Below are 21,538 nucleotides of genomic sequence, written 5' to 3'. Positions count from 1 at the left end.
GGCAGGTTTATCCTTTGGGATCGTCATCCTTGCGGGGTGGGCGTTTGGGATGTTGCTCGCGGGCTTGGGAAAGCACTTCGCTCTCCTTATGTTTGGAGGAGAAGATGACGATGCGTTTCTTTTCGCCTTCGCCGATGGTGAGAGTGCGCAAGCCGCGATCGCGTTCCACGTGCCGATGAATGATGCGTCTTTCGCCGGCGCTCATCGGATCCAGCGTGAGAGGCTTTCCGTGCGCTTTGATCTTGGAGATCATAGGGATGAATGGACGCAGGAAGGATGATTCCCTGCGGGCGCGGTAACCTTCCGCATCGAGATAGATATTGTCCAGGCTGCGGTCGCTTTCAAAAGAGCGGTTGAGCAAAAATTGAATGGTCTCGAGCATGGTCCCGTTTTTGCCGATGAGAAAGCCGGGATCCTTGCAGCCGAAGATTTCCAGATAGATGATCTTTCCTTCACGCTTGGCGGTGACGCTGTCAAATCCGATGCCGATCTTTTCCATAAGTTTCTGCAAAAAGAGGCGGACTCGGTCTTCAAGGGCGGGAAGGTCGAAACGCACGACGGCGATCTTGTTTGAAAATAGTCCCAAGAAACCTGAGGAGGGTTTCTTCAAAATGTCATATCTCAGTTCCCAGTCCTTGAGGTTGTGTTCTTTGCGGAATTCGGCGATCAGTGTTTCGATGCTTTGTCCGGTCTTTTCGATAGTGGTCATTTGCTGTCCTTTTGTTTAAAATGTTTTTGTAAATAGTATTGCTGGATCACGGTGAGGATGTTGAAAACCGTCCAATAGAGCACCAGCCCTGCTGGCATGCCTTTGAAGATAAAGAACATCATGATCGGCATCAGCCAGGTCATCATTTTCTGGCTTTGTTGGGCGGCTTTTTGTTTGTCGTCCATCTGAGCAATGTTACCCGCGGGCGGTTTCATCATCAGGCTTTGGAGGATCATGAAGATACCCATGATGATGGGCAGCACCAGATAGGGATCCGGCTCTGAGAGATCTTTGAGCCACCCGACGAAATGGGCGTTGCGCATATCCAGAGTGTTGCGCAACACGCTATAAAGCGAGAAGAAAATCGGCATTTGCAAAAGCAGTGGAAGGCAGCCGGAGAAGGGGCTGGCGCCGGTTTCCTTGTAAAGCTTGGAAAGCTCCACCTGCATGACGCGCGGATCGCTTTTATACTGCGACTGGATTGCCTGCACCTGAGGTTGGATGTGCTGCATCTTGAGGTTGGCGTCCATGCTTTTGTGTGTGAGCGGATGCAGGACGATCTTGAGCACGATGGAGAAAATGACGATCACGATGCCATAGTTCGGGATGTAGCTATGCAGGAATTTGAGAAACCAGGCGATGATGCTGGAAAGCCAGCGCAGCCAGGATATCCCGCGCTCGGTGATGTCTTCCATCTGTTTGCCATAGCTTAAGAGTATCTCAAAATCGTTCGGTCCGGCATAGATGACAAAAGACTGTTCCCAGGTGTTGCTGGAATCCCTTTGACGGGAATCGAGACGCATGGCGGGATTGCCGGTTCTGGTATTCACAAACGCTTCATAGTTGCGGATGAGATTGCTATTGTCCAACACAGAGATGTTGAAATACTTGCTGCGCATGGCAGCCCAGGAGAAGGAGCTTACCGATTCACCGAGGGGTGCTTTTTTCAGCTTGGCGAGCGAGGTCTTCTTGATCTCGTTGTTGGCATTGAGGCAAAACTTATATTCCTGCGGCTTGGATTTGGTGTTCTTTTCGCTGTCCGCAATCCCGTCTGAAAAGTCCAAAGCGATGCCGCTGACCGGATCATGGCTCTGAACCAGGACATCCAGCAGGATGCCATATTTACCGTCAATCCGGTAGCGTTTGACGATCAGGGGGTTTGCCGCATCGCCGAGATAGAATTCGACCGCGTTTGAATCCGGCACTTCACGATAGAGGAAGGGAATCTTGCCCAGGTCTTTCTGCACGCCGGATTGGAAGATCTTTGTGCCGGCAAGCCTGCCGTTTTCCGGTATGAGATTGACTTCCTGAGAGTTCTGATAGAAAAACTTCTTCATGTGGACGGCGGTGACCGCTCCCCCAATATTGGAGAAACTGACCGTCATCAGATCGTTGGAGAGGGTGAGGGTTTTTTCTCCCGCACCAATGGCGAGCAGGCTGTCCAGCACCACGGGAACGGCGATTTCGAGGCTGTCGGCTTTTTGCGTAGCTGCAATTGTGTCTGCTAGTTGACTGCTTTGCGGAGCTGCCGCGGCAGGTGGTTTTTTCCAGATAAATTGCTGGAAGACGAGAAAGAGGATCAGCATTAACAATAATGCGGTCAAAGTTCTTTTATCCACGTTTCCTCCTTAGGGAAGTGGGTCGTAACCGCCCTTGCAAAAGGGGTTACAGCGAATGATGCGCCAAAGCGTCAAATAGAGCGCCTGGGGCAAAGGGTATTTCTGAAATGCCTGCCTGCCATAGTGACTGCAGCTTGGCTCAAAGCGGCAGGAGCGTGGCAGCACAGGTGAGAGAATCCTCTGATACAGCGTGATCAGCAGGATGAAAAGATAGTTTGGCAAGCGCAAAAGGATGGTGATCAGTCCGCCTGCACGCGCAGCTTGAGGGTCAGTTCTTCCAATTGCGCGCATAAATCTTGCCAGGAAAGGGCGCCCGCGCCTGGTTTCGCTACCAGGTTGAGCTTGAATCCGATGGGTAATTGATCCCCACGTGAGCGAATCCAGGATTTGATCCGCCGTTTGAGAAAGTTTCGCAGACATGCTTTGCCGACGCGTTTGCTGATGGTGATGCCCAGGGCAAATTCATTTTCCGAGGTCTGCACGGCTGCATAAAAGTGTGCCGTCCGGATATAGATCTGAGGTGAAGAAAAGCCTGTGTATTCCTTGTGCTGAGTGATCCAGCGCAACATCGCTCATACGCTGAGGGTTTTTCTTCCTTTAGCTCTGCGGCGTGCTAAAAGTTTTCTGCCATTCTTGGTAGCCATACGGCTTCTGAAACCATGTGTGTTCTTACGTGAACGGTTGGACGGTTGGTAGGTGCGTTTCATCTATCTAACTCCTTGATAATATGAGATATTTACTCTGAAACGCCAATGTTTTGGACAGCCCTGAAATGTCAAGGCAATTATTTATTGGTGGAAAGGTGGAAGGGGGGAAAGGTGGAGCGAACATGGAATTACCGACGTCCTCGTCGGTTACTACGCGGCAACCCCATAAATTTCACGTCTTTATTTTGCTGAGACTTCGCTTTAACCCAAAACTCCGCCGTTGACATCTAATAAAAACCATTAAATCATTTACAGGCAAAGTTTTAAGTCAAGGACTGGATTCCAGCCTTCGCTGGAATGACGGGTTCACCTGTTCACCCACTCACCTGTTCACCCGCTCATCTGTTCACCCGCAGGATCGGCATCCTGCGCTACATCTCCCCCTTAGCATTACGGAATCAATACGGACTCATTACGGACTAAGTCCGTATTGACTCCGTAATGCTAAGGAGAGACAAGCTTGCTATGAATATGTGTATAGTATTGATATGTTCTTGCATTACTGCGGACTATGATGACATAATGTCAAGCATGGGGAGGAGAGTTTTTTTTTACGACTTAGCCGAATCGGAGTTCGGCTTCCCAGTGGGGTGGGTAATTCCGATTCCCCACAGCGCCACCTCATGGAACGCCGACGTCCCCGTCGGCGACGGTGGCGCTGAGCTTGACACATTTGCACATATCGTAATCCATCCACAAATCTGTAACTGATCCTGCGGACATGAACCGACGGGGACGTCGGTAATTCCATAGCGTTCACCCAAAAAGAAAACCCTCCGTGTGGAGGGGTTTCTTTTGGGTCAGGTTCGCAGCTTGTTTTATTCGCCGTCGATATTGAGATCGATGTTTCCTTCGAGGGATTCGATCATAAATTGCGCGGATTCATGCAGATCACCTGTGGGGAAATCTTTCACGAAAGCCTTGAAGAGATCGAGAGCGAGATCGGTGTTCTTCATTTCTTCGGCGATGATGAAAGCTTTCATGAAAGAGGCTTTATAGTCATCGGTGTTGTTTTTATAGTTTTGGATGATCTGGTTGTAGAAGGTGATGGCGTCGTTGAAACTGCGGTTTCGGGCAGAATTGTCCGCGAGGTTAAAGAGTTCTTCGGCGCTGAGGAGCAGGCGGATGCGTTCCGGATATTTGCGCAGGTTGAATTCTTCAAACAGTTCTTGGGATACTTTTTGCTGTTGGCTGGTTTCTTTTTCCTTTTTGAGGATGCCAAAGATGCGGGGTTCCATCTCGGTGAAGGGTTTCACAATCTCGGGGTTTTCCTTGGTAGTGCGGAAGAATACGACTTCGCCTTTGGCGGTGGTAAAGACCGGGCTGAGATAGCCGACCGGGTTGTCCCAGATGCGTTTGGAAAAATCAGCGTCCTGCCCGATGCCGGTGATGACGCCGTTGTTATATTGATTGTCCAACAGGGCTTGCTCCGGACGGGTGGAATATTCCGCGATCAGGCTTTGCATGCGTTTTTCGTCATTGAGTTTGTGAGCGCGTTTAAAGTTCTTCCAGGCGCGGTTTGCGGTTTTTTCATTTTTAAACCAGAGAACCTGGATGGCGCGGGAGGCGGGTGAGGTGTATTCGCTGAGACGTGCATCATAGTATTTTCTGCTTTCTTCGGAGCTGACCTTGATGGCATCCAAAACCAGTCTGCGGAAAGCAACGTTCAGGATAAAATAGCGGCGCATCTGCTCATATTCTTCGTTGCCTTGAAAATACTGTTCGTAGTTCAGTGCTTTGGCTTCCACAAAAAGGAGGTTGCGGATCAGCTCCTGTTCGACTAATTGTGCCGCGCCGCCGCCTTTTGTATAAAAAAGCTGTTCCTGCTGGCTGAGGCGGTTGAAGCTGTCATAAGCCTGTTTGACGCTCATCGAGATCTCGGGATTGGAAGAAGTGACGACGAGGGCGGATTCGATCTCGGGTTTGGCTTTGAGGACTTTCAGGTCGATCTCTGCGAGCAAATCGTCTTTGATAACCACGTTATATTTTGCCTTGATGCGGTCGGTTAGTTCGTTGAGGATGCGTCTTTCGACGAGTGGACGGACGCGCTGATCGAGTTCCGGCTGCACTTCAGAGTAGTCCCGTTGGCTACCGGCAACGTGTTCTATCACCATGAAGACATGCCATCCGGTGGAGGTTTGCACGGGACCGACGATGGAGTTCAGCTTTTCGAGATTGGCGGCGATGAGGTTTTCGAGAGGGAGGTCGTTTCCGATGCCGGGGATGTTTCCATTGAGCCGGATGTTTTTGACCACGCCTTTGAGCCCCTTCACGTAGGTATTCATATTATACAGATCAGAAACGTTGGAAAAGGAATCACCTTTGTTTAGCATCTGGATCGCCAGCCGGGCTTGCTCTTCGTTCTCGGCTTGGAGGTAGTTTATGCTGATGTTTGGAAAGAGGTAGAAGGCGGCTTTGTTTTCCAGATAATATGTGCGTTTGTCATCTTCGGTGATTACGACCAAGTTGCCGACGTTGCGGGTATAGAATTCCTGGATATAGAATTGTCTCAATCCGGAGTTGATCTTTTCAGCCACTTCGGGTTCTTTGTCGATGCCCAATTGCAAAGCCTTTGCCATAAAGGCTTCCTCCACCGCCATGATATCCAGAACCTGTATCTGCCCTTCCACGGTGCGATATCTTCCCTGGGCGTTGGGCGGGATTTTGGAGATTTTTTTGTCGAGATCGCTACGCAGGATCGCGCCACCGTTATATTCGGCAAGGACGTCCGTGTCGTTCAGTCTATTTTGATTGGTCACTGCAGTGGGAACCAACACGATTTCGGCGACTAACATCGGCGCAGCTATGAGCGCGAGCGCCGTTATGAGTGCTCTGAATGAGGATGGATGCATTATGAAGCTCCTTTGATTTCAGATTAGTTTTCAATGGGTGCAAAAAATATGTGGACAAAGATACGTCAAGTCATTTTATTGAAACAGTGTGGAAATAGTATTTTTTTGCACTTTGGCACACAATGTGCTTAATACCAAGTTACAATAAAAATATTCCTTAGGAGGAAGACAAAATGCTCAGTAAACTGAAAAACCAAAAGGGCTTCACGCTTATCGAAATATTGGTGGTCGTGATCATCGTTGCCATCCTGGCAGCTTTGGCAGTTCCCCGCTATCTCAGATATGTGGAAAAATCCCGCTCAACCGAAGCGCAAACTGCGATCAGCACGATTCGCAAAACTTACGACGTCTATCTTCAAACCAATGGCAGCACCGATAACTTTTCCGTCGTGCTTGCCATGAAAGAAGCCCGCTTGGGCGAAGCCACAATCAAAAACTGGAAGTTTGACGTGACCGGCAATCCCCCCAACAAGATCATCGCAACTTCCACCCAGGATTTCGCCGGCGGCGAAGGCAAACAGGTATGGTATGAAGTGAAAGAGGCAAAGTTCCATGGCTATGGTGTCGATACCTGGACAAACCCTGAATCCGGAGGAACGGAAACGGACTAATCGGGAGGACGATAAGTTGACTATCCACGAACTGCTACGTTTCACTGCCGAAGCCGGTGCATCGGATTTGCACGTCGCAGCGGGCTCGCATCCCATGGTGCGCGTCAACGGCAGAATGAAACGCCTGAACCTACCCATTCTTTCCGTGGAGGAAGTGGAGAACCTGGTCTTCGGCGTCATGAACGAATCCCAGCAGGAGCTCTTTAAAAGAAACCTGGAAATCGACTTTTCCACCAAGCTAAGTAACGATGTGCGCTTTCGTGTGAACGCGTTTCATCAGATCAACGGCATTTCCGCCGCTTTCCGCGTGATTCCAAATGAAATCAAGAGCTATGATGAATTGCATCTGCCGGAAATTCTGAAGCGGTTGACCACCAAGGAAAAGGGACTGATCCTCGTGACCGGACCCACCGGAAGCGGAAAATCCACAACTCTGGCGACAATGATCGATTCCGTCAACGAAAAGCGAAATTGTCACATCATCACCGTGGAAGACCCCATCGAGTTTGTTCACAGGAGTAAAAACAGCCTGATCAACCAACGCGAGCTGGGGCACGATACCTGGAGTTTCACTGCTGCCCTGCGCAGCGCCCTGCGTGAAGATCCGGACGTCATCTTAGTAGGTGAAATGCGGGATTTGGAGACCGTGTCGCTGGCGTTGACAGCAGCGGAAACGGGACATCTCGTTTTTGCCACTCTGCACACCGGAAGCTGCACCAAATCCATTGACCGGATCATCGACATGTTCCCCAAGGAACAGCAGCAACAGGTTCGTTCCATGCTTTCCGAATCCCTGGAAGCGGTGATCTCGCAGATCCTTCTGCCCACCAAAGACGGCAAGGGACGCGTTCCGGCAGTGGAAATCATGGTAGCAAACGCCGCGGTGAGAAACCTCATTCGCGAAGAAAAGACCTATCAGCTCCCTTCCATCATCCAAGCGAGCACCAAAGAAGGCATGCAAACCCGCGATCAATCACTGTATAACCTCGTGATGAACAATCTGATCGAGCGCACCATCGCGGAAGAATTTGCCGAAAATGCGAAACAATTTGCCACTGGTGCAGGATTCTGATAATGAGGATTACTAAGATGACATCTCAGGCAACCGATTTGACCTTTAGGGCGGATAAACCCTTTGAGTTCATCCGCCGACAAAGCGGCATGACCCTGATCGAAGCACTGGTTTTGGTGCTGGTGATTGTCATACTGGTAATCAGCATCTATATCGGAGTAGTTTTTGCGGAGAAGCAGCTGGTCACGAATTATCGTGACCGGGTTGCTACTCTGCTCGTCACCGGAGAATTGGAGATGGAGTATTACCGTCATTCCCGCAGCCAGCCTTTCCTTCTCCAGACCGGCGTTGAGTATGTGATCGATGAGCTCACCAAAGGCAAGGTGCTCACCGGCAGGATGACGATCGAGCTTAGGCGTGGTCAGGAATCCTCAAACGAGCAATTGCTGGATTTTGTTTACCTGGTGGCGACCCTCACCTGGCGTGATCCATTCACCAAGGAACCACGCTATATCCGCATGCGCGAAGACTATTTTATGTAAGTGGAAAACCCGATGAAGTTGAATCTGAAACACCCCTTGTCAAACCAGCGCGGCGTCAGCCTGATCGAAGTGATCGTGGTCATGGTGATCGTGGTGATCCTGATCATGATCTCCGCAGTGGGGATCAGCTTGTTTTTCCGTAAATACCAGGAGCTAAATGCCTGGGCGGATTTGCAAAAAGACGGTCTTGAATGCCTGAATACGATCAAAAACGGCATCGCTGCCGGCACCGGAAACAACGTTGAATTTCTCGGTGTGAACAATGCCATATATATGAGATTGCTCGGAGCACCCTTTGGTGCTACAACCGGCAATGCAATCAAAGTGACTCCCCCCACCAAGGACGGTCTGGAAACCACGGACTATGCACAGTTCTTTCTCTATGACAACGCGGTTCGCGCCACTTATGTGCATCGCGGCATCCAGATCTCCTCACCTGTTTATCTATTTCCCAAAAGAGACAAGCTGGACACGATGACCCTGGAAAAGTTCCAGATCAAAAAGGTCAACCAAGGTCCGGAATTAATCGCTATCGAAGTGACCTTGCACGGAAAGGTCAAGACCGGCAAGGACGCATTCCGTTATATCAAATACAAGACCAAGATGGTGAAAAAATGACAATATCTTTTTTACTGCCTAAGGAGGTCTTATGCTGCAATACATAAGAAAACCCAGTGGGAACATCACCGTAGCCATGCTTTTGATGGTGATCGCGATGATGTCCGGTTTCACCCTGTCCAGCCTGGCGATGCGAGACGTGATGGCGTTTCAGTATGACTTTGAGAATCTTCAGACGATGCTGTTTCTGCGTTCGGAAGCCTACCGCGGGCAAAAGATCGCCCAAAAGATGGGCTCAGTTATTATTCCGGTCAGAACCACCGAAAGAGCGGTGGAGATCGTCAATTCAGCCATGAAAAAGACGTTTAAAATGCAATCCGTGCTTCAGAAGGGAACCACATTGGATACCCTGGAAGATATCGTGGTGGGCGATCAAAAACAAATGACCGAAGTGCGCTCCTTAGTTAGATCCAAAACCGGGATCGGTCAGGTGGCGTTTGCCAATCCCAAGCACTCCATCATCCGTAAATATGGAGTTTTGACCCTGGAAAGCGAAACCTTCGCCAAGTTTATGTATTTTAGCGATACCGATGCTTCGATGCATGGCAACCCCGTGTATTTCTGGGGACCAGACATGTTGTATGGCAGAGTGCATAGCAACACCGATATCCGGATCAAACAAGGCGGCGGCGGAGACAACAACGGATGGCCGATCTTTCATGGGTGGGTAACCACCAACGGCGTAGTGCTTTCTAATCCAGCGGGCTACAACGTGAACGAAGTATTCCCCGGAGGCTTGACCGAGAATTACGGTCACGTGGTATTCCCCGATCAGGCAAACCGCATTCGCAATACAGGAAACTATGTGGGTCCCTCCGATCTCGATCGTGAACGCATAATGTTAGTTGAAGTCAATGGATCAAGCTATACTGCACAAATGGGGGATCCAACTGACTGGGTGCGAAGTTTTTCCGATGTCTATATTCCCTACCCGCCGCCTAATCCGGCAAACCTACAATATCGCAACAGTTATATGATCCGTGATACCGTGTGGACGATGGCAGGCAACGGTAATTCAGGGAACCGGTCTCAATTTGTCAACAGCAAGCTGTGGCTGAAAGGCACCTTCGGGTCATATCAAACCTGGGGTTGCGCGGACACTCTTTTCCTGATCGGAGACATTTTGCTCTCCGGAACAAGCAGGGGAACCAATCCGGCGGGCAATAGCAGCGATGTCGTCGGGCTTGTATCCGAGAAATCCATCGTGGTGAAATATGCCTATCGCAGTCCTGTGGACTCACTGCGCATTCACACCAATATGGGACCGGACACCGGCTTTGGTGGAATCTGGATCTATGCCGCAATGGCAGCCTTGGGGGACGGTAGAGGCGTAAACTGGAAGGATGGCGTCTTCACTTTTGAATATCAACACCCGCATCCATCGGTGCCAAACTTTAGAATTGGAAACACGGTATATAAATGGATCGACCTACATCGCAGGAGATTTCCGCAATCTGTGCCATGGCCTCCGCTGATTGATTTTCCCTGGTATAATCCGATCTGGCCCGAGCGGGTTCCCTATCTGGAACGCGGATACATCAGCATCTATGGCTCGGTGTCGCAACGCCGCAGGGGATTTGTCCACCGCAGCTATTTGGACGCGGAATGGCCATCAGGCGGTCTCTGGAATCAACCGAACGACTTTTGCGGCGGCTCAAGCGCGCCCGGATTGGTCGCCCATACCGATCCCGTGCTGGGAATTCCGCTCACGAATGTGAACTATCCCGGAGCCAGCGGCAACGGAACCGGGTATAAGAAAAATTATTTCTACGACAGTAGATTTTACAAGACATCACCCATAGATTTTCCTGAAGTCACCCGCAAGGACGAAACTCCCTTTGCGGCACTCAACTGGGTTATCAAACGTCCACCCGAAAGCTTATAAATATAGTCATAGATAAGAGGAACTATGAAGAAAACAAAAACGCTTAAGTTCAAGGAATCAGTGGGAATCGACATCGGTTCGCACAGCGTAAAGGTCGTCCATCTGAAGAGATTGCACGACGGATTCAAGCTGTTGAACTATGAGGTTCGCCCCACTGTTCCCCACGGAATTGAGTATCTCCCCAGCGATCTACGGCATGAGCGTTTCGCTCCGGTGATCGTGGAGATCCTAAAAACCCTGCGGATCAACCCCAAAAAAATCCAACATCTGGTTACTTCCATTGGCGGAGACAACACCAGCATCAAGCAGATCAAGACTATCTTTCTGCCGGATGATGAGCTGGAATCAGCATTGTTTTTCGAAGCCAAAAAGCACATCCCTATCAGCGGAACGGACATGGTGCTGGATTATCAGGTATTGAGCGTCGAAGAAAAGACGAATAACATGAACATCCTGCTTGCCGCCACTTCCAAAGAACTGCTCAACGAGCACACCAACACGTTGGCGACCGCGGGGCTGAGTCCCAATATCGTCGATATCGATTCTCTTGCCATCGCCAATAGTTTTGCGCTCAATGCGTTTGCAGAGGATGGAGTATTTGTGCTTCTCAATCTGGGCGCCCACCGCACCAACATGGTGATCTGGGGTCCGCAATCCAAGTTCTTTGCCCGTGATATTCCTTATGGCGGATACCATTTTACCCGCGATATCATGCGCAGACGTCAGCTTGATTGGGAGGCAGCCGATGCTCACAAACTCGAATGGGGCTTGTTGGACGATCCCAGTATCGGAGAAAGTAAGACGATCAGCATGCTGGATATATCTGAAAAGTCCACCGAAGATGCCATCGTCGAAGAAATCCGCCGGTCGCTACGTTTCTACGTCAAAGAAGCCGGAAACAGCGATTTCAGAAAGCTCTATCTGATGGGCGGCACTGCAAAGCTGCGCGGTTTCCTGGAGTATATTCAGGATAAAGTGAGCATTCCCACCGAGTTATTTATGCCGTTTATCAATGTGGAAATGCCCGAGAAATTCCAGGACAAAAAAGATCCCCAATTGGCTTTGGCAATTGGTTTGGCAATGCGGGCTGAATAGGGAGTGATGATGACAAACGCGTTTTACTTCAAAATCAACATGAACAAGTTTGGCGAGATGAAGCTCTTGGGCGAACGGGAAAGAAAAACTTTCCAAAAGTCCATCATCGCGTTCGTGGTCGGAATGATCATCGTGATGTCTGCTTACATCTATCTAAACATGAGTTTCAAGGAAAAAGTGCAAAGCCGCAAACAGTTTCTGGCTGATACAGAACGCCAATTGCAGAGCTATCAGACCAGCGGCGATTACCTTTCCAGCGCCGACCTCGACAAGCTGGAGAGAACCTTTAACAACCGTATCTTCTGGGCGAACAAGATGGTGGCTTTGAGCCGCGAGATCGATCAGAAACTCGCGGTGCGCAAGTTCTCTTATGCCAATGGTGTGCTGACCCTCAACGGCATCACTCCGGTGGATATCAACGTGCGTGAGCTTGATTTGATCAACGAGTTTATCCTCAGGCTCAAATCAAACCCCGAGATCAGCAACGACTTCCCGCAGATCAAATCCGGCCTGATCACCAAGCAGATCGTCAAAGATACGGCAATCATGGAATTTGTGATTGAATGCTATAGCATGGATTCCCAGCAAGCAGCAAAAGGATTTCAACCATGAGAGAGAAATACATCGTATTAATCCTGATAATCTTGCTGGTCGCGGTTGGATTCTTTATGCTGACTGCCAGCATGATCAGCAAAAATACCAGCAATATCGGGCAATTGGATAACAAGATCAAAGTATCGCAGGAAAAGCTGAACAGCGCCCGCATCATGGATGAACAGCTCAGTCAGTTTGCCTTGATCATCGACAACAGCCTCACGCGCAAGCCGAGTTTCAGCTTTGACGAGGTTAATCAGTTCAAGACCAGCATCGGCGAATTGGCTCATCATCGCAGGATCACGATCAACAAGCTTTCGGACGCAAACAAGTTCTCGCTACCCGGCTTGATCGAAACCACCTATAACATGGAGCTTGAAGCCACGTTCGTCCAGATGGGTCAGTTTGTTTCCGATCTGGAAGCCTTGGATCATATCATCAAGATTCATGCCTTGGATATTACACCTGCTCAGATCAGCGACAAGGACAAATCCAAGCTGGCGAACACCGAATCCCGCTACCGGGTCACCATCGAGCTATCCATATTTAAAGTGAAGAAGGAGGCATAGATGCAACTGAGATATGTGAAAGACTTTGCCATCGCGCTCATCGTGATCATGCTTCTGGCTTTTGGAATCAGACTTTACACAGTCTATTTTCAGGTAACCGCCATTCCCGATAAATCCATCCACTCCAAGGAATCCGTTTCCGACACTCTGTTGAACAAGATCAAGGGAATCGAAACTTCTATCCAGGAACGCAAGAACTTTGTGTTTTCAAACACCCGCGATCCCCTGCGTCAGGGAAACATCATCAAAGATAAGATGGATCTGGAAAAAGAGTTTGAGGATATGATCCGAAACACGTTCCGCCTCTCCACCACCGCCATCGATGAAAACGGCAATAAGATCGCTTACATCGAGTATCAGGGTGCCATTCATGCCGCCAGGATCGGTGAGACCATTCAGGGCAGAAGGATCGTGGATATCGGTGAAAAAACCATCCGTTATTTCTATGCGGGCAATACCTACTCTACAGAATTGGCGTCCCGCCCCCCCATGCCCGACTTCAACAAACCGGGCGAAGCAAATACATCCGGTAATTGGTAATGAAAAAAAAATATAGTATAGTGGGAGTAAATATGAAACATGAGCTAAACTCAAAACGTTTCCTGTGTAGCATCCTGGTCTTGGCCTTCATTCTGATGGTCACGACTGCGATGGCACAGACGAGCACATTAAATACCAAGGTCACCTTCAATGCTGATGATGCCACCCTGTCTTCGGTTTTGAACGCTCTGGCAAGATTGAGCGGAACCAACATCGTTCTGGCGATCGATCAATCCGGAGACAAGGATAAACGCGACGAAAAACGTGTAACCATCAACGTAAAAGATGTTCCGATCGAGACCGCGGTCTCTTTGGTTTCCCGCTCCAGCGGTCTGTCATACCGTGTCGTGGGAGCTAACACTTTCCTCGTGGGCACCAAGCAGAACATCATGGAAGAATCCGGCGAACGTAGCAAGATCATCTATCTGAACAATCTGAACGCAGTCAAGGTGAGCAAATCTCTGGAAAACACCACCGGAGTGATTGTTCCCCTGGAAGGTCAGAACGCCCTGATGATCTATGCCAATCCGGAAACATTCACAAACATCGAAAAGCTGATCAAAGAGATTGATGTCGAACAACAGCAGATCGAAATCCGTGTCCGGCTGATCGAAATCCACCTTTCCAATGCCAAGAAATTTGGCATCGATTGGAGCCGTCTGAATCACCTCTCAACCATCTTGGCAGAAGACCCCGTCAACCAGCATGGAGCCGGCTTGCCCTATAACTACAACGATGTCACCGGCTACTTGCCTCACGGCGATCCCACCGATTTTGGAGCACTGCCCAATCAGCAGTATTTCCAAAGGCTGGACGGCTTCAATGATATCGGTCATTTCAGCCGTCAGCTCACAGCGTTTGACATCACAATCGACTGGCTATTGGAAAACAATGCCGCCAAGCTGCTCACCGATACCCGCGTGACGGCTCTGAACGGTGTCGAAGCCACTATCCACATCGGTGAGGTCGTCCCCTTCGTCGTATCCGACAACGACAAGCAGATCCAGGTGGAACGCGAAGAAGTTGGCATCATGCTACGCGTGACCCCAACCGTCAATTCCAGCGGTATGATCACCGCTCACATCGCTCCCGAAGTTAGCTCCGTCACCGACCTCGTCGGCGGGTATGTCCCTCGCACCAAAGTGCGCCGCATATCCACCACCGTCACGGTTCCAAACGAAAAGAAGATCATCGTGGGCGGATTGCTCAATTCTTCGATCACTCAAAAAACCACCAAACTTCCATTCTTGGGCGACCTGCCCTATATTGGCAAGCTGTTCCAGCATCGCTATGAAGTAGTCGAAAATACTGATCTGATCATAGAGATCACGCCTCGCCTGGTTTCCGTGAATCAAAAGAGTCCAGTACCCAAAATTGACGAACGCCTCACGCGTACGTTGATCGAATATGAAGAAGAATAAAGGGGAACACATGAAAAGATTTAACCGCATTATCCCCATCATCACCATTCTGGCGCTGCTGCTGGTATCGCTTGCCACTTCTTGCGACAGGCGCAACCCGCCGCCAATTCTTCCGGCGATCCCCGCTCCGCCTCCTGCATCCCAACTCAGGATCATCACCAAGATCGTGGCTGCTCCGGATACCATCTATGCCGATAACAACATCACCTATTCCGAAATTGCCGTAACGGTCAAGAACGGAGAGGGTTTTGGCGTTCCCAGCCAGATAGTAAGCTTCAAAACCAATCTGGGCAGAATCCTGACCAATGTTCCAACCGACAGCACCGGCGTGGCGAAATCCACTTTCTGGGATGATGGAGACATCGGAGTCGCCTTGATCACGGCAGTTGTACGTAATTATTCAACCGCCAATCCAGATTCCGTCGTTTCTGCGGACACGACGCACATCAATGTGACCATCATCAGCGTGCCGCCCATCCAAAGCGTCACCCTAAACTTCCTTTCCAATGCAAACCCCTATCCCATGACGGTGATGCAGACCACGGAGCTCAACGCCCATGCCACCAACATCTTGGGCAACCCCGTGCCAAACAACACATTGATCACCTTCTTCTGCACCAAGGGAAGATTTGTAGATGATGCCGGAAACATCCTGGGGCTTGCCGTAGTGACGAGAACGATCAACGGACGAGCGTATGTGAAATACAATGCCGGGGTAGTCGCAACGACGACACCCGGAGTCGAAAACGCATTCGTGTCGGCAGGAATCGGCACAGTCATGAGCACCAGGGAAGTAGTGATCAGATCAGGAGCTCCCGCAGCGATTGGCTTACAGTCCTTTGTCCAGGTGGGCAATGTGATGGTTCCGGCGGATACAAGCTTTGTCTCCAGCCCCAATCACATTTTCATGCGCGCCACACTCAATGACAGTCATGGCAATCCCTGCCAGACCAAACCGGTGCGTTTTGAGACCAATCTGGGCACCTTTCTAAACACTACTCAGACCGTCACGATCAACACCCAGGCAAATGGCGAAGCTCAGGTTCGCTTCACCCCCGGTCTTTCCGCCGGTGCAGCCACGATCAAAGCTTTTGCCAATGGGGATACTCTGCTGACTCAACTGATCTTCAACGTCACCTCGGACGACATCCATTCGATCAGCTTCACCCAGATTGGGCAGATCGACCTGAACGTCGCCAACACCGGAGGCACCGAATCCGCCATCCTGAGAGTAAAACTGAAGGATATCAACGGCAACCTGATCGACAGCCCGCAAAACGTCTATTTCAGAATAGTCAACACCATTCCGCCTGCCGGGGCAAACCTGAATAACCAGCCGGTCGCGGACTCGGTATTGGTCGTTTCATCAGGAGGTGAGGCTCAAATCTCAGTGAATAGCGGCACCGAATCCGGCATCCTCGTGATTCGTGCATCGGTGGTCAAAAACAACCGCTGGATACGTGCCACCAAGGCAAACATCGTCATTCATGCCGGTCCGCCCGCTGAAGTGCGGCCCTTTATCGGTGGATTCAACACCGGTCAAAACATGGGCGGCGGTCTCTGGCGCGTGGTCGGTGGAGCCGTGGTGAAAGACACCTATGGCAACCCGGTTGACCGGGGAACCTCGGTGTTCTTTGAACTGATCGATAATGTCTCCAATTGCCAGATCGGCGCTAATGCCTATGTGGGCAACGTGAGCGTCGAGGATGATTCTTTGAACGGTGTAGCCTATACCACATTATCCTATTCTGGTATCTACACCAACGATTGGATCACTGTCCGGGCTAGCACCGGCACCGGCACCGGCGCGCAAGTGGATGGCTATGCAACTTTGCAGCTACCGCTCAACGATCCGCGTCTCGAAGCTCAGGCAAACCCCGCACACTTGAACTTTGGAGCCACTTCCCCCGATACTAAATCCACCGAGATTTATTGCGTGCTCACCGATGGACAGGGTCTGGGAATAGGAAACTCCGACATCATGCTGCTCTCGACAAAGGGTCAGTTTGTGGCAATCCCGGGATTTAACAATCAAACGGGAGCACCTGCCTGGAAGATACGGACGGACAACGGCAGCTACGGCACCGGGGAATTCCGGGGCTGGGCTTGGGGTCAGATACGTTTCTTCCGCGTAGAAGTCCCAGCGGGTCAAGGACCACCCGTGGAGGTTCCGGGACAGACCAGCGCCACTGTTATCGCAAGACTGCTTGGCACAAATATCACTGCCGAGACCAGCGTGATACTCTATCGCTATTGGACTGGCGCTACTCCGCCACCCTAAACAATAATTACGAAGTTTGGTTGAGGGGATGGTTTCCCGCCGTCCCCTCTCCAAAAACAGGGAGAAAGATCGAATCGAAGACTGCCGTGTAAATATAGATTTATATAAGTAAATAATACAAGAGGATAGTTGTAATGAGTTACAATCCACAGTTTGCCCGTCTTGGCGAGGTGCTTGTTCACGAGGGCTACGTCAACGAAGATCAGGTCAAGGAAGCCCTGATCAAACAAACCAACTTTGGTCTCAAAATAGGGGATACACTGTTGAAGCTCGGTTATCTCACCGAAAAAGAACTTTTAAACGCCCTACATCTCCAATTGGGATATAACATCGTCAAAGACAAGGAATTGATGGATCTCGATATCGATATCGTCGCCTTGATTCCGGAGCCCTATGCCACAGAAAACAGAGTCATCGCTCTGCGCGAAGAAGGAGACGGCATCGTCGTCGCTCTCTCTGATCCGGAAAATCTAACCGTTTTGGACAGCCTGAAAAAACTCCTGGGCAAAAACATCAAACCGGAACTCATCGGAGATTCCGTCCTGCACGACACAATCGAAAAATACTATAAAAGCATTCGCACCACCTCTCAGGTGGAAGACGCCGTCGGCGGATTCGATTTCGTCGCCATGGACGAGGATGAAAATGAGATCACCATATCCTCCGCCTCCTCCAATGCCGATGCTCCGATCGTCAAATTGATCAACCTGATCATCAACGAAGCCATCAAAGCAGGCGCCACGGACATCCACATCGAACCCCTCACCAAGACCACCCGCATCCGTTTCCGGGTGGATGGATCCCTCCGCGAAGTGATGACTCCACCCATCGGCATGCACCCCGGCGTGATCTCTATCGTCAAAGTCATGTCCAAACTCAATATCGCGGAACGCCGCCTTCCCCAGGATGGTCACATCTCACTGAAAACCTCCATGAAAAGCGTGGACGTGCGTGTGTCCATCACTCCCACCGTGCTTGGCGAAAAGGTCGTGATGCGTCTTTTGGACAAAGGCGAATTTGGCTTCAAGCTCACTACGCTCGGCTTTGAACAAGAGGATATGGACATCTTCAGCAAGATCATCCGTCGTCCCTATGGCATCATTATCGTTTCAGGACCCACCGGAAGCGGTAAATCCACCTCTTTGCATGCTGCCTTGAAAGAAATCGAGGATATCGAAACCAATATCATCACCGTGGAAGACCCGGTCGAATATCGTCTCGAAGGCATCACTCAGATCGAGACCAAGGAACAGATCGGTCTCACCTTCGGTTCCGCCCTGCGCAGCGTTTTGCGTCAGGACCCGGACATCGTGCTCATCGGTGAAATCCGCGACGAAGAAACCGCGGATATCGCCATCAAGTTTTCACTAACCGGGCATCTTGTGTTTTCCACTTTGCATGCAAACGACGCCCCAGCCACCATCACCCGTCTCATCGATATCGGCATCAAGCCCTATCTCGTGGGATCCTCACTTTCCTTGGTGATGGCACAGCGCCTGGTTCGCAAGATTTGCTCCTTTTGCGTGACAGATTATGTCCCCACAGAGCTGGAACTCACTGATAGCGGGCTTTCCGCAGAAGATATCGCCACCGCAAAGTTCAAGATGGGCAGAGGCTGCGTCCATTGCGATAACACAGGATTTTCCGGCAGAACCGGTATCTTTGAATTGCTCACCGTCGATGCCGATATCCGCCGCTTGATCTACGAAGGCGGAAACCAGGATTTGATTCGTGCTTCCGCGCTCAAATCCGGAATGCGCACTTTGCATGATGCCGCAATCGCAAAGATGAAACGCGGCATCACCACCATCCGCGAAGTCATCAAGATGACTGTTGTCGAATAATAATAAGTAAAATAGAAGGTATCCACTATGCCAAATTTTTCCTACATCGTAAAGGACGCCAAGGGAGCCAGAATTGAGGGGATCATCAAAGGTGACACCCTCGACATGGCAGTCGAAAAGCTGGCTAAGGAGGGAAATACCATTATCTCCGTGAAAGCCGCTTCCGAAGGCGCTTTCAAGGGTAAGCTCTCCCTCTTTGACAAGCTTATGCTCACGATCTACAAAATCCGCACCGGCGTGTCCCTGCGGGTTTTGGTGTTTTTCACCCGGCAGCTCTCCACCATGTTTTCCGCCGGTCTCACCATCGAAAAAGCGATCACCGACCTCGAGAAAGAAGAGAAACACAAAAAGTTTGCCAGAGTTCTGCGCAAGCTTGGCGATGACATCCGCAAGGGATTTTCCCTCTCCGAGGCGATGGAACAGCACCCCGGCGTGTTCAATCCGCTCTATGTGGCGTTGGTCAAAGCCGGTGAAGTTTCCGGTACTCTGCACACCGTGTTGGACGAGCTTTCGGACTATCTGGAAAAGATCGAGGACACCCGCCGCAAAGTGGCTTCCGCCATGGCTTATCCCATGTTTATCATGGTCTTTTTGATGGGCGTGATCTGGATTATGTTCTACTATATCATTCCGCTTTTTGCCGGCGTGTATGCGGATTTTGACGCCGAACTTCCCGCTCCCACCGTCCTTGCCATCAATATCAGCAACTTCGTGACCGATAACGTCTTTGCCACGTTTTTGCTGTTGATTGCTTCTTTCGTCGGGTTGTTCCTCATCTATCTCACCGATCGAGGACGCTATTTCATCGATGCTTTCAAACTGAGAATCCCCGTAGTCGGCTCCGTGATCAAAAACTCCATCATGAGCAAGTTTTCCCGCACTTTCTCCATCCTCATGGCTGCCGGCGTGCCCATCATGGATACTATGGAACTCACCGAAAACGTTGTGCAAAATGCCGTTGTCGAAGGCGGTGTGCGGCGTGCCCGAGTGATGGTCAAAGAAGGCTATGGCGTGGCAAATTCCTTCCGTAGAACCGGGCTCTTTCCCCCCACCTTGCTGCAAATGATCTCCACCGGCGAAGAAACCGGAGACATGGATAAACTGCTCGGCAAAGCCGCTCAGTTCTATGAAAAATTGGTGGATTCCGTGATTGACCGCCTCACTTCATTGATCGAACCGCTATTGATCGTGATCATGGCTACCGTCGTTGGCAGCATCATCGTCGTGATCTACCTGCCGATCTTTGATCTCGGTGAAGCTATCAGTCAGGGATACAAATAATTACTCCTTAACCGGGGGAGGGGATATTTTCCCTCTGACCTGTATTTCAAACCGGCAGCAGTGTGACCCATTGCTGCCGGTTCTTTTTTTAGCTTGGTGAGAGGAACGCCAGACGTCCCAGCCTGTCTCAATCGCCTTCTTTTCAAGCCTTGTGAGAACTAAATAGATGTAGGAAAAGGAATTGGATTTGGAAAGAGTTTCCGAAGGGGCGGCGCCGATACTGATGAATTCAAAATATGTAGTGACAAAATAGATAGTCTATGCACATTGAACCGCAAGAAGATAAAGTGAGCGAAAAATATGAAAACATTTCATAAACTAATCATCGGTTATTGTGAGACAATGCCGGAAGTGAAGGACGAATCAATTCACTTGATTGTTACTTCGCCTCCATACTTCAATGCACCTTTTGATTATGAAGGTTTCTACAAGGACTATGAAAAGTACTTTGAAGTGATGTCCAATGTGGCAAAAGAGATGAATCGCGTTCTGGCGCAGGGCAGAATTTTAGTTTTAAACGTCGATGATATGCTGGTTGACGGCGTAAAATATCCGATCACTGCCAATATGAACCGACGGGGACGTCGAATCATGGAACGCCGACGTCCTCGTCGGCGACACGAAGGAGCTCTATCCCGTCGGCGAATGAATAACCGTGTAATGTCATGCCTCTCGGCAAAACAATCTATATCATTATCCCTCAACATATTGCGTGCTGCACGCCCATCTCTCTCCTGAGCATTACGGAGTCAATACGGACTTAGTCCGTAATGAGTCCGTATTGATTCCGTAATGCAAAGGGGGAAGATGTCCCGTCCTAAAAAAGTTGACACCAAATCAACTTCTAAGGAGAAGAGAAAATGAAAATCTTCCCGTCTATTTTTCAATTACTTAGGCACTACTTTGCGAAACTTGGGTTAAGCTATAATACAGGTTTTATATTGTAATGTCATAAATCAAGATAACTGCAATGGCACAATGATGAAACAGTCTCGTTAGTCAAATCTCCAAACACGTCTACCATGCATGCCATCATTTGCTTGAGTGAATCGAAGACACGATTATGAATAAAGTTTGTTTTCATGTACTTCCACAATCGTTCAATCGGATTTAGCTCAGGTGAGTATGGAGGCAGGTAGATGATTTCGATATTGCCAGGCACAACTAGATCTTTTGATTTATGCCATCCTGCTTGGTCCATGATAATGACGATCTCTTCGTCTGTAAACGCATGACTCATTTGTTCCAGATACAGAGTCATCATTTCAGTGTTGACCCAGGGCAGAAAGAGTGAGAAATTCTCACCGGTCTTTGGTTCTACAGCGCCATAAATGTAGAAATTCTGGTAGGCTTGCTTG

General features: G+C 49.9%; 21 protein-coding genes. 14 read left to right on the top strand and 7 right to left on the bottom strand.

Annotated features, from left to right (window positions below; all coding sequences use genetic code 11):
• Positions 1–7: 7 nt before the first annotated feature.
• The 6 genes from Q8M98_02050 to Q8M98_02025 all read right to left on the bottom strand — a co-directional run bounded on the left by Q8M98_02050 (position 8) and on the right by Q8M98_02025 (position 5,887).
• Positions 8–709 (bottom strand): R3H domain-containing nucleic acid-binding protein, encoded by a 702-nt coding sequence (locus Q8M98_02050; GenBank protein ID MDP3113537.1) that lies wholly within the window; start codon positions 707–709, stop codon positions 8–10.
• Positions 706–2,328: a membrane protein insertase YidC gene (gene yidC / locus Q8M98_02045; GenBank protein MDP3113536.1), complete on the bottom strand. Its 1,623-nt coding sequence runs from the start codon at positions 2,326–2,328 to the stop codon at positions 706–708. The genes Q8M98_02050 and yidC overlap by 4 nt, the downstream gene beginning before the upstream one ends.
• 9 nt (positions 2,329–2,337) lie before the next feature.
• Positions 2,338–2,550, bottom strand: coding sequence for a membrane protein insertion efficiency factor YidD (gene yidD, locus Q8M98_02040; protein ID MDP3113535.1), 213 nt, complete (start codon positions 2,548–2,550; stop codon positions 2,338–2,340).
• 17 nt (positions 2,551–2,567) lie between these two features.
• Positions 2,568–2,897, bottom strand: coding sequence for a ribonuclease P protein component (gene rnpA / locus Q8M98_02035; GenBank protein MDP3113534.1), 330 nt, complete (start codon positions 2,895–2,897; stop codon positions 2,568–2,570).
• A gap of 3 nt (positions 2,898–2,900) precedes the next feature.
• Positions 2,901–3,035, bottom strand: coding sequence for a 50S ribosomal protein L34 (gene rpmH, locus Q8M98_02030; protein MDP3113533.1), 135 nt, complete (start codon positions 3,033–3,035; stop codon positions 2,901–2,903).
• 818 nt (positions 3,036–3,853) lie between these two features.
• Positions 3,854–5,887, bottom strand: a complete 2,034-nt coding sequence (locus Q8M98_02025) for a peptidyl-prolyl cis-trans isomerase (protein ID MDP3113532.1) — start codon at positions 5,885–5,887, stop codon at positions 3,854–3,856.
• A 173-nt stretch (positions 5,888–6,060) separates the two neighbouring features.
• On the opposite strand from Q8M98_02025, the gene Q8M98_02020 reads away from it, so the two are divergent.
• The 14 genes from Q8M98_02020 to Q8M98_01955 all read left to right on the top strand — a co-directional run bounded on the left by Q8M98_02020 (position 6,061) and on the right by Q8M98_01955 (position 20,918).
• Positions 6,061–6,498: a prepilin-type N-terminal cleavage/methylation domain-containing protein gene (locus Q8M98_02020; GenBank protein ID MDP3113531.1), complete on the top strand. Its 438-nt coding sequence runs from the start codon at positions 6,061–6,063 to the stop codon at positions 6,496–6,498.
• A 16-nt stretch (positions 6,499–6,514) separates the two neighbouring features.
• Entirely contained in the window at positions 6,515–7,570 is a 1,056-nt protein-coding gene (locus Q8M98_02015) for a type IV pilus twitching motility protein PilT (protein MDP3113530.1), read from the top strand.
• 2 nt (positions 7,571–7,572) lie between these two features.
• Positions 7,573–8,052 carry a hypothetical protein gene (locus tag Q8M98_02010; GenBank protein ID MDP3113529.1) on the top strand — a complete coding sequence of 160 codons (480 nt, stop codon included), beginning with the start codon at positions 7,573–7,575 and terminating at the stop codon, positions 8,050–8,052.
• A 12-nt stretch (positions 8,053–8,064) separates the two neighbouring features.
• Positions 8,065–8,670 carry a prepilin-type N-terminal cleavage/methylation domain-containing protein gene (locus tag Q8M98_02005; GenBank protein ID MDP3113528.1) on the top strand — a complete coding sequence of 202 codons (606 nt, stop codon included), beginning with the start codon at positions 8,065–8,067 and terminating at the stop codon, positions 8,668–8,670.
• A 31-nt stretch (positions 8,671–8,701) separates the two neighbouring features.
• Positions 8,702–10,555, top strand: a complete 1,854-nt coding sequence (locus tag Q8M98_02000; GenBank protein ID MDP3113527.1) for a hypothetical protein — start codon at positions 8,702–8,704, stop codon at positions 10,553–10,555.
• Between the two features lie 24 nt (positions 10,556–10,579).
• Positions 10,580–11,650 (top strand): type IV pilus assembly protein PilM, encoded by a 1,071-nt coding sequence (gene pilM / locus Q8M98_01995; protein MDP3113526.1) that lies wholly within the window; start codon positions 10,580–10,582, stop codon positions 11,648–11,650.
• 9 nt (positions 11,651–11,659) lie between these two features.
• Positions 11,660–12,262: a hypothetical protein gene (locus tag Q8M98_01990; protein ID MDP3113525.1), complete on the top strand. Its 603-nt coding sequence runs from the start codon at positions 11,660–11,662 to the stop codon at positions 12,260–12,262.
• Positions 12,259–12,813: a type 4a pilus biogenesis protein PilO gene (pilO, locus tag Q8M98_01985; protein ID MDP3113524.1), complete on the top strand. Its 555-nt coding sequence runs from the start codon at positions 12,259–12,261 to the stop codon at positions 12,811–12,813. Before Q8M98_01990 ends, pilO begins: the two co-directional genes overlap by 4 nt.
• The gene (locus Q8M98_01980; protein MDP3113523.1) at positions 12,814–13,353 is read left to right on the top strand and encodes a hypothetical protein; all 540 of its coding nucleotides are present in this window, start codon (positions 12,814–12,816) and stop codon (positions 13,351–13,353) included. It abuts the gene before it with no gap.
• Between the two features lie 32 nt (positions 13,354–13,385).
• Positions 13,386–14,774, top strand: coding sequence for a secretin N-terminal domain-containing protein (locus tag Q8M98_01975; protein MDP3113522.1), 1,389 nt, complete (start codon positions 13,386–13,388; stop codon positions 14,772–14,774).
• A gap of 10 nt (positions 14,775–14,784) precedes the next feature.
• Positions 14,785–17,055 carry a hypothetical protein gene (locus tag Q8M98_01970; GenBank protein MDP3113521.1) on the top strand — a complete coding sequence of 757 codons (2,271 nt, stop codon included), beginning with the start codon at positions 14,785–14,787 and terminating at the stop codon, positions 17,053–17,055.
• Between the two features lie 134 nt (positions 17,056–17,189).
• Positions 17,190–18,899, top strand: coding sequence for an ATPase, T2SS/T4P/T4SS family (locus Q8M98_01965; protein MDP3113520.1), 1,710 nt, complete (start codon positions 17,190–17,192; stop codon positions 18,897–18,899).
• 27 nt (positions 18,900–18,926) lie between these two features.
• A complete protein-coding gene (locus Q8M98_01960) occupies positions 18,927–20,180 on the top strand; it encodes a type II secretion system F family protein (GenBank protein ID MDP3113519.1) in 1,254 nt (417 codons plus the stop codon).
• A 300-nt stretch (positions 20,181–20,480) separates the two neighbouring features.
• Entirely contained in the window at positions 20,481–20,918 is a 438-nt protein-coding gene (locus Q8M98_01955; GenBank protein ID MDP3113518.1) for a DNA methyltransferase, read from the top strand.
• Positions 20,919–21,129: 211 nt separating this feature from the next.
• Here Q8M98_01955 and Q8M98_01950 read toward each other — a convergent pair.
• On the bottom strand, positions 21,130–21,538 hold a 409-nt coding region (locus Q8M98_01950; protein ID MDP3113517.1), incomplete at its 5' end, for an IS630 family transposase.

It is taken from the genome of Candidatus Cloacimonadaceae bacterium, from assembly GCA_030693415.1.
In the GTDB taxonomy this organism is placed as follows: Bacteria; Cloacimonadota; Cloacimonadia; order Cloacimonadales; family Cloacimonadaceae; genus JAUYAR01.
The sequence above is the reverse complement of the archived record's forward strand: the minus strand, read 5'-3'. Positions and strand labels throughout refer to the sequence as shown.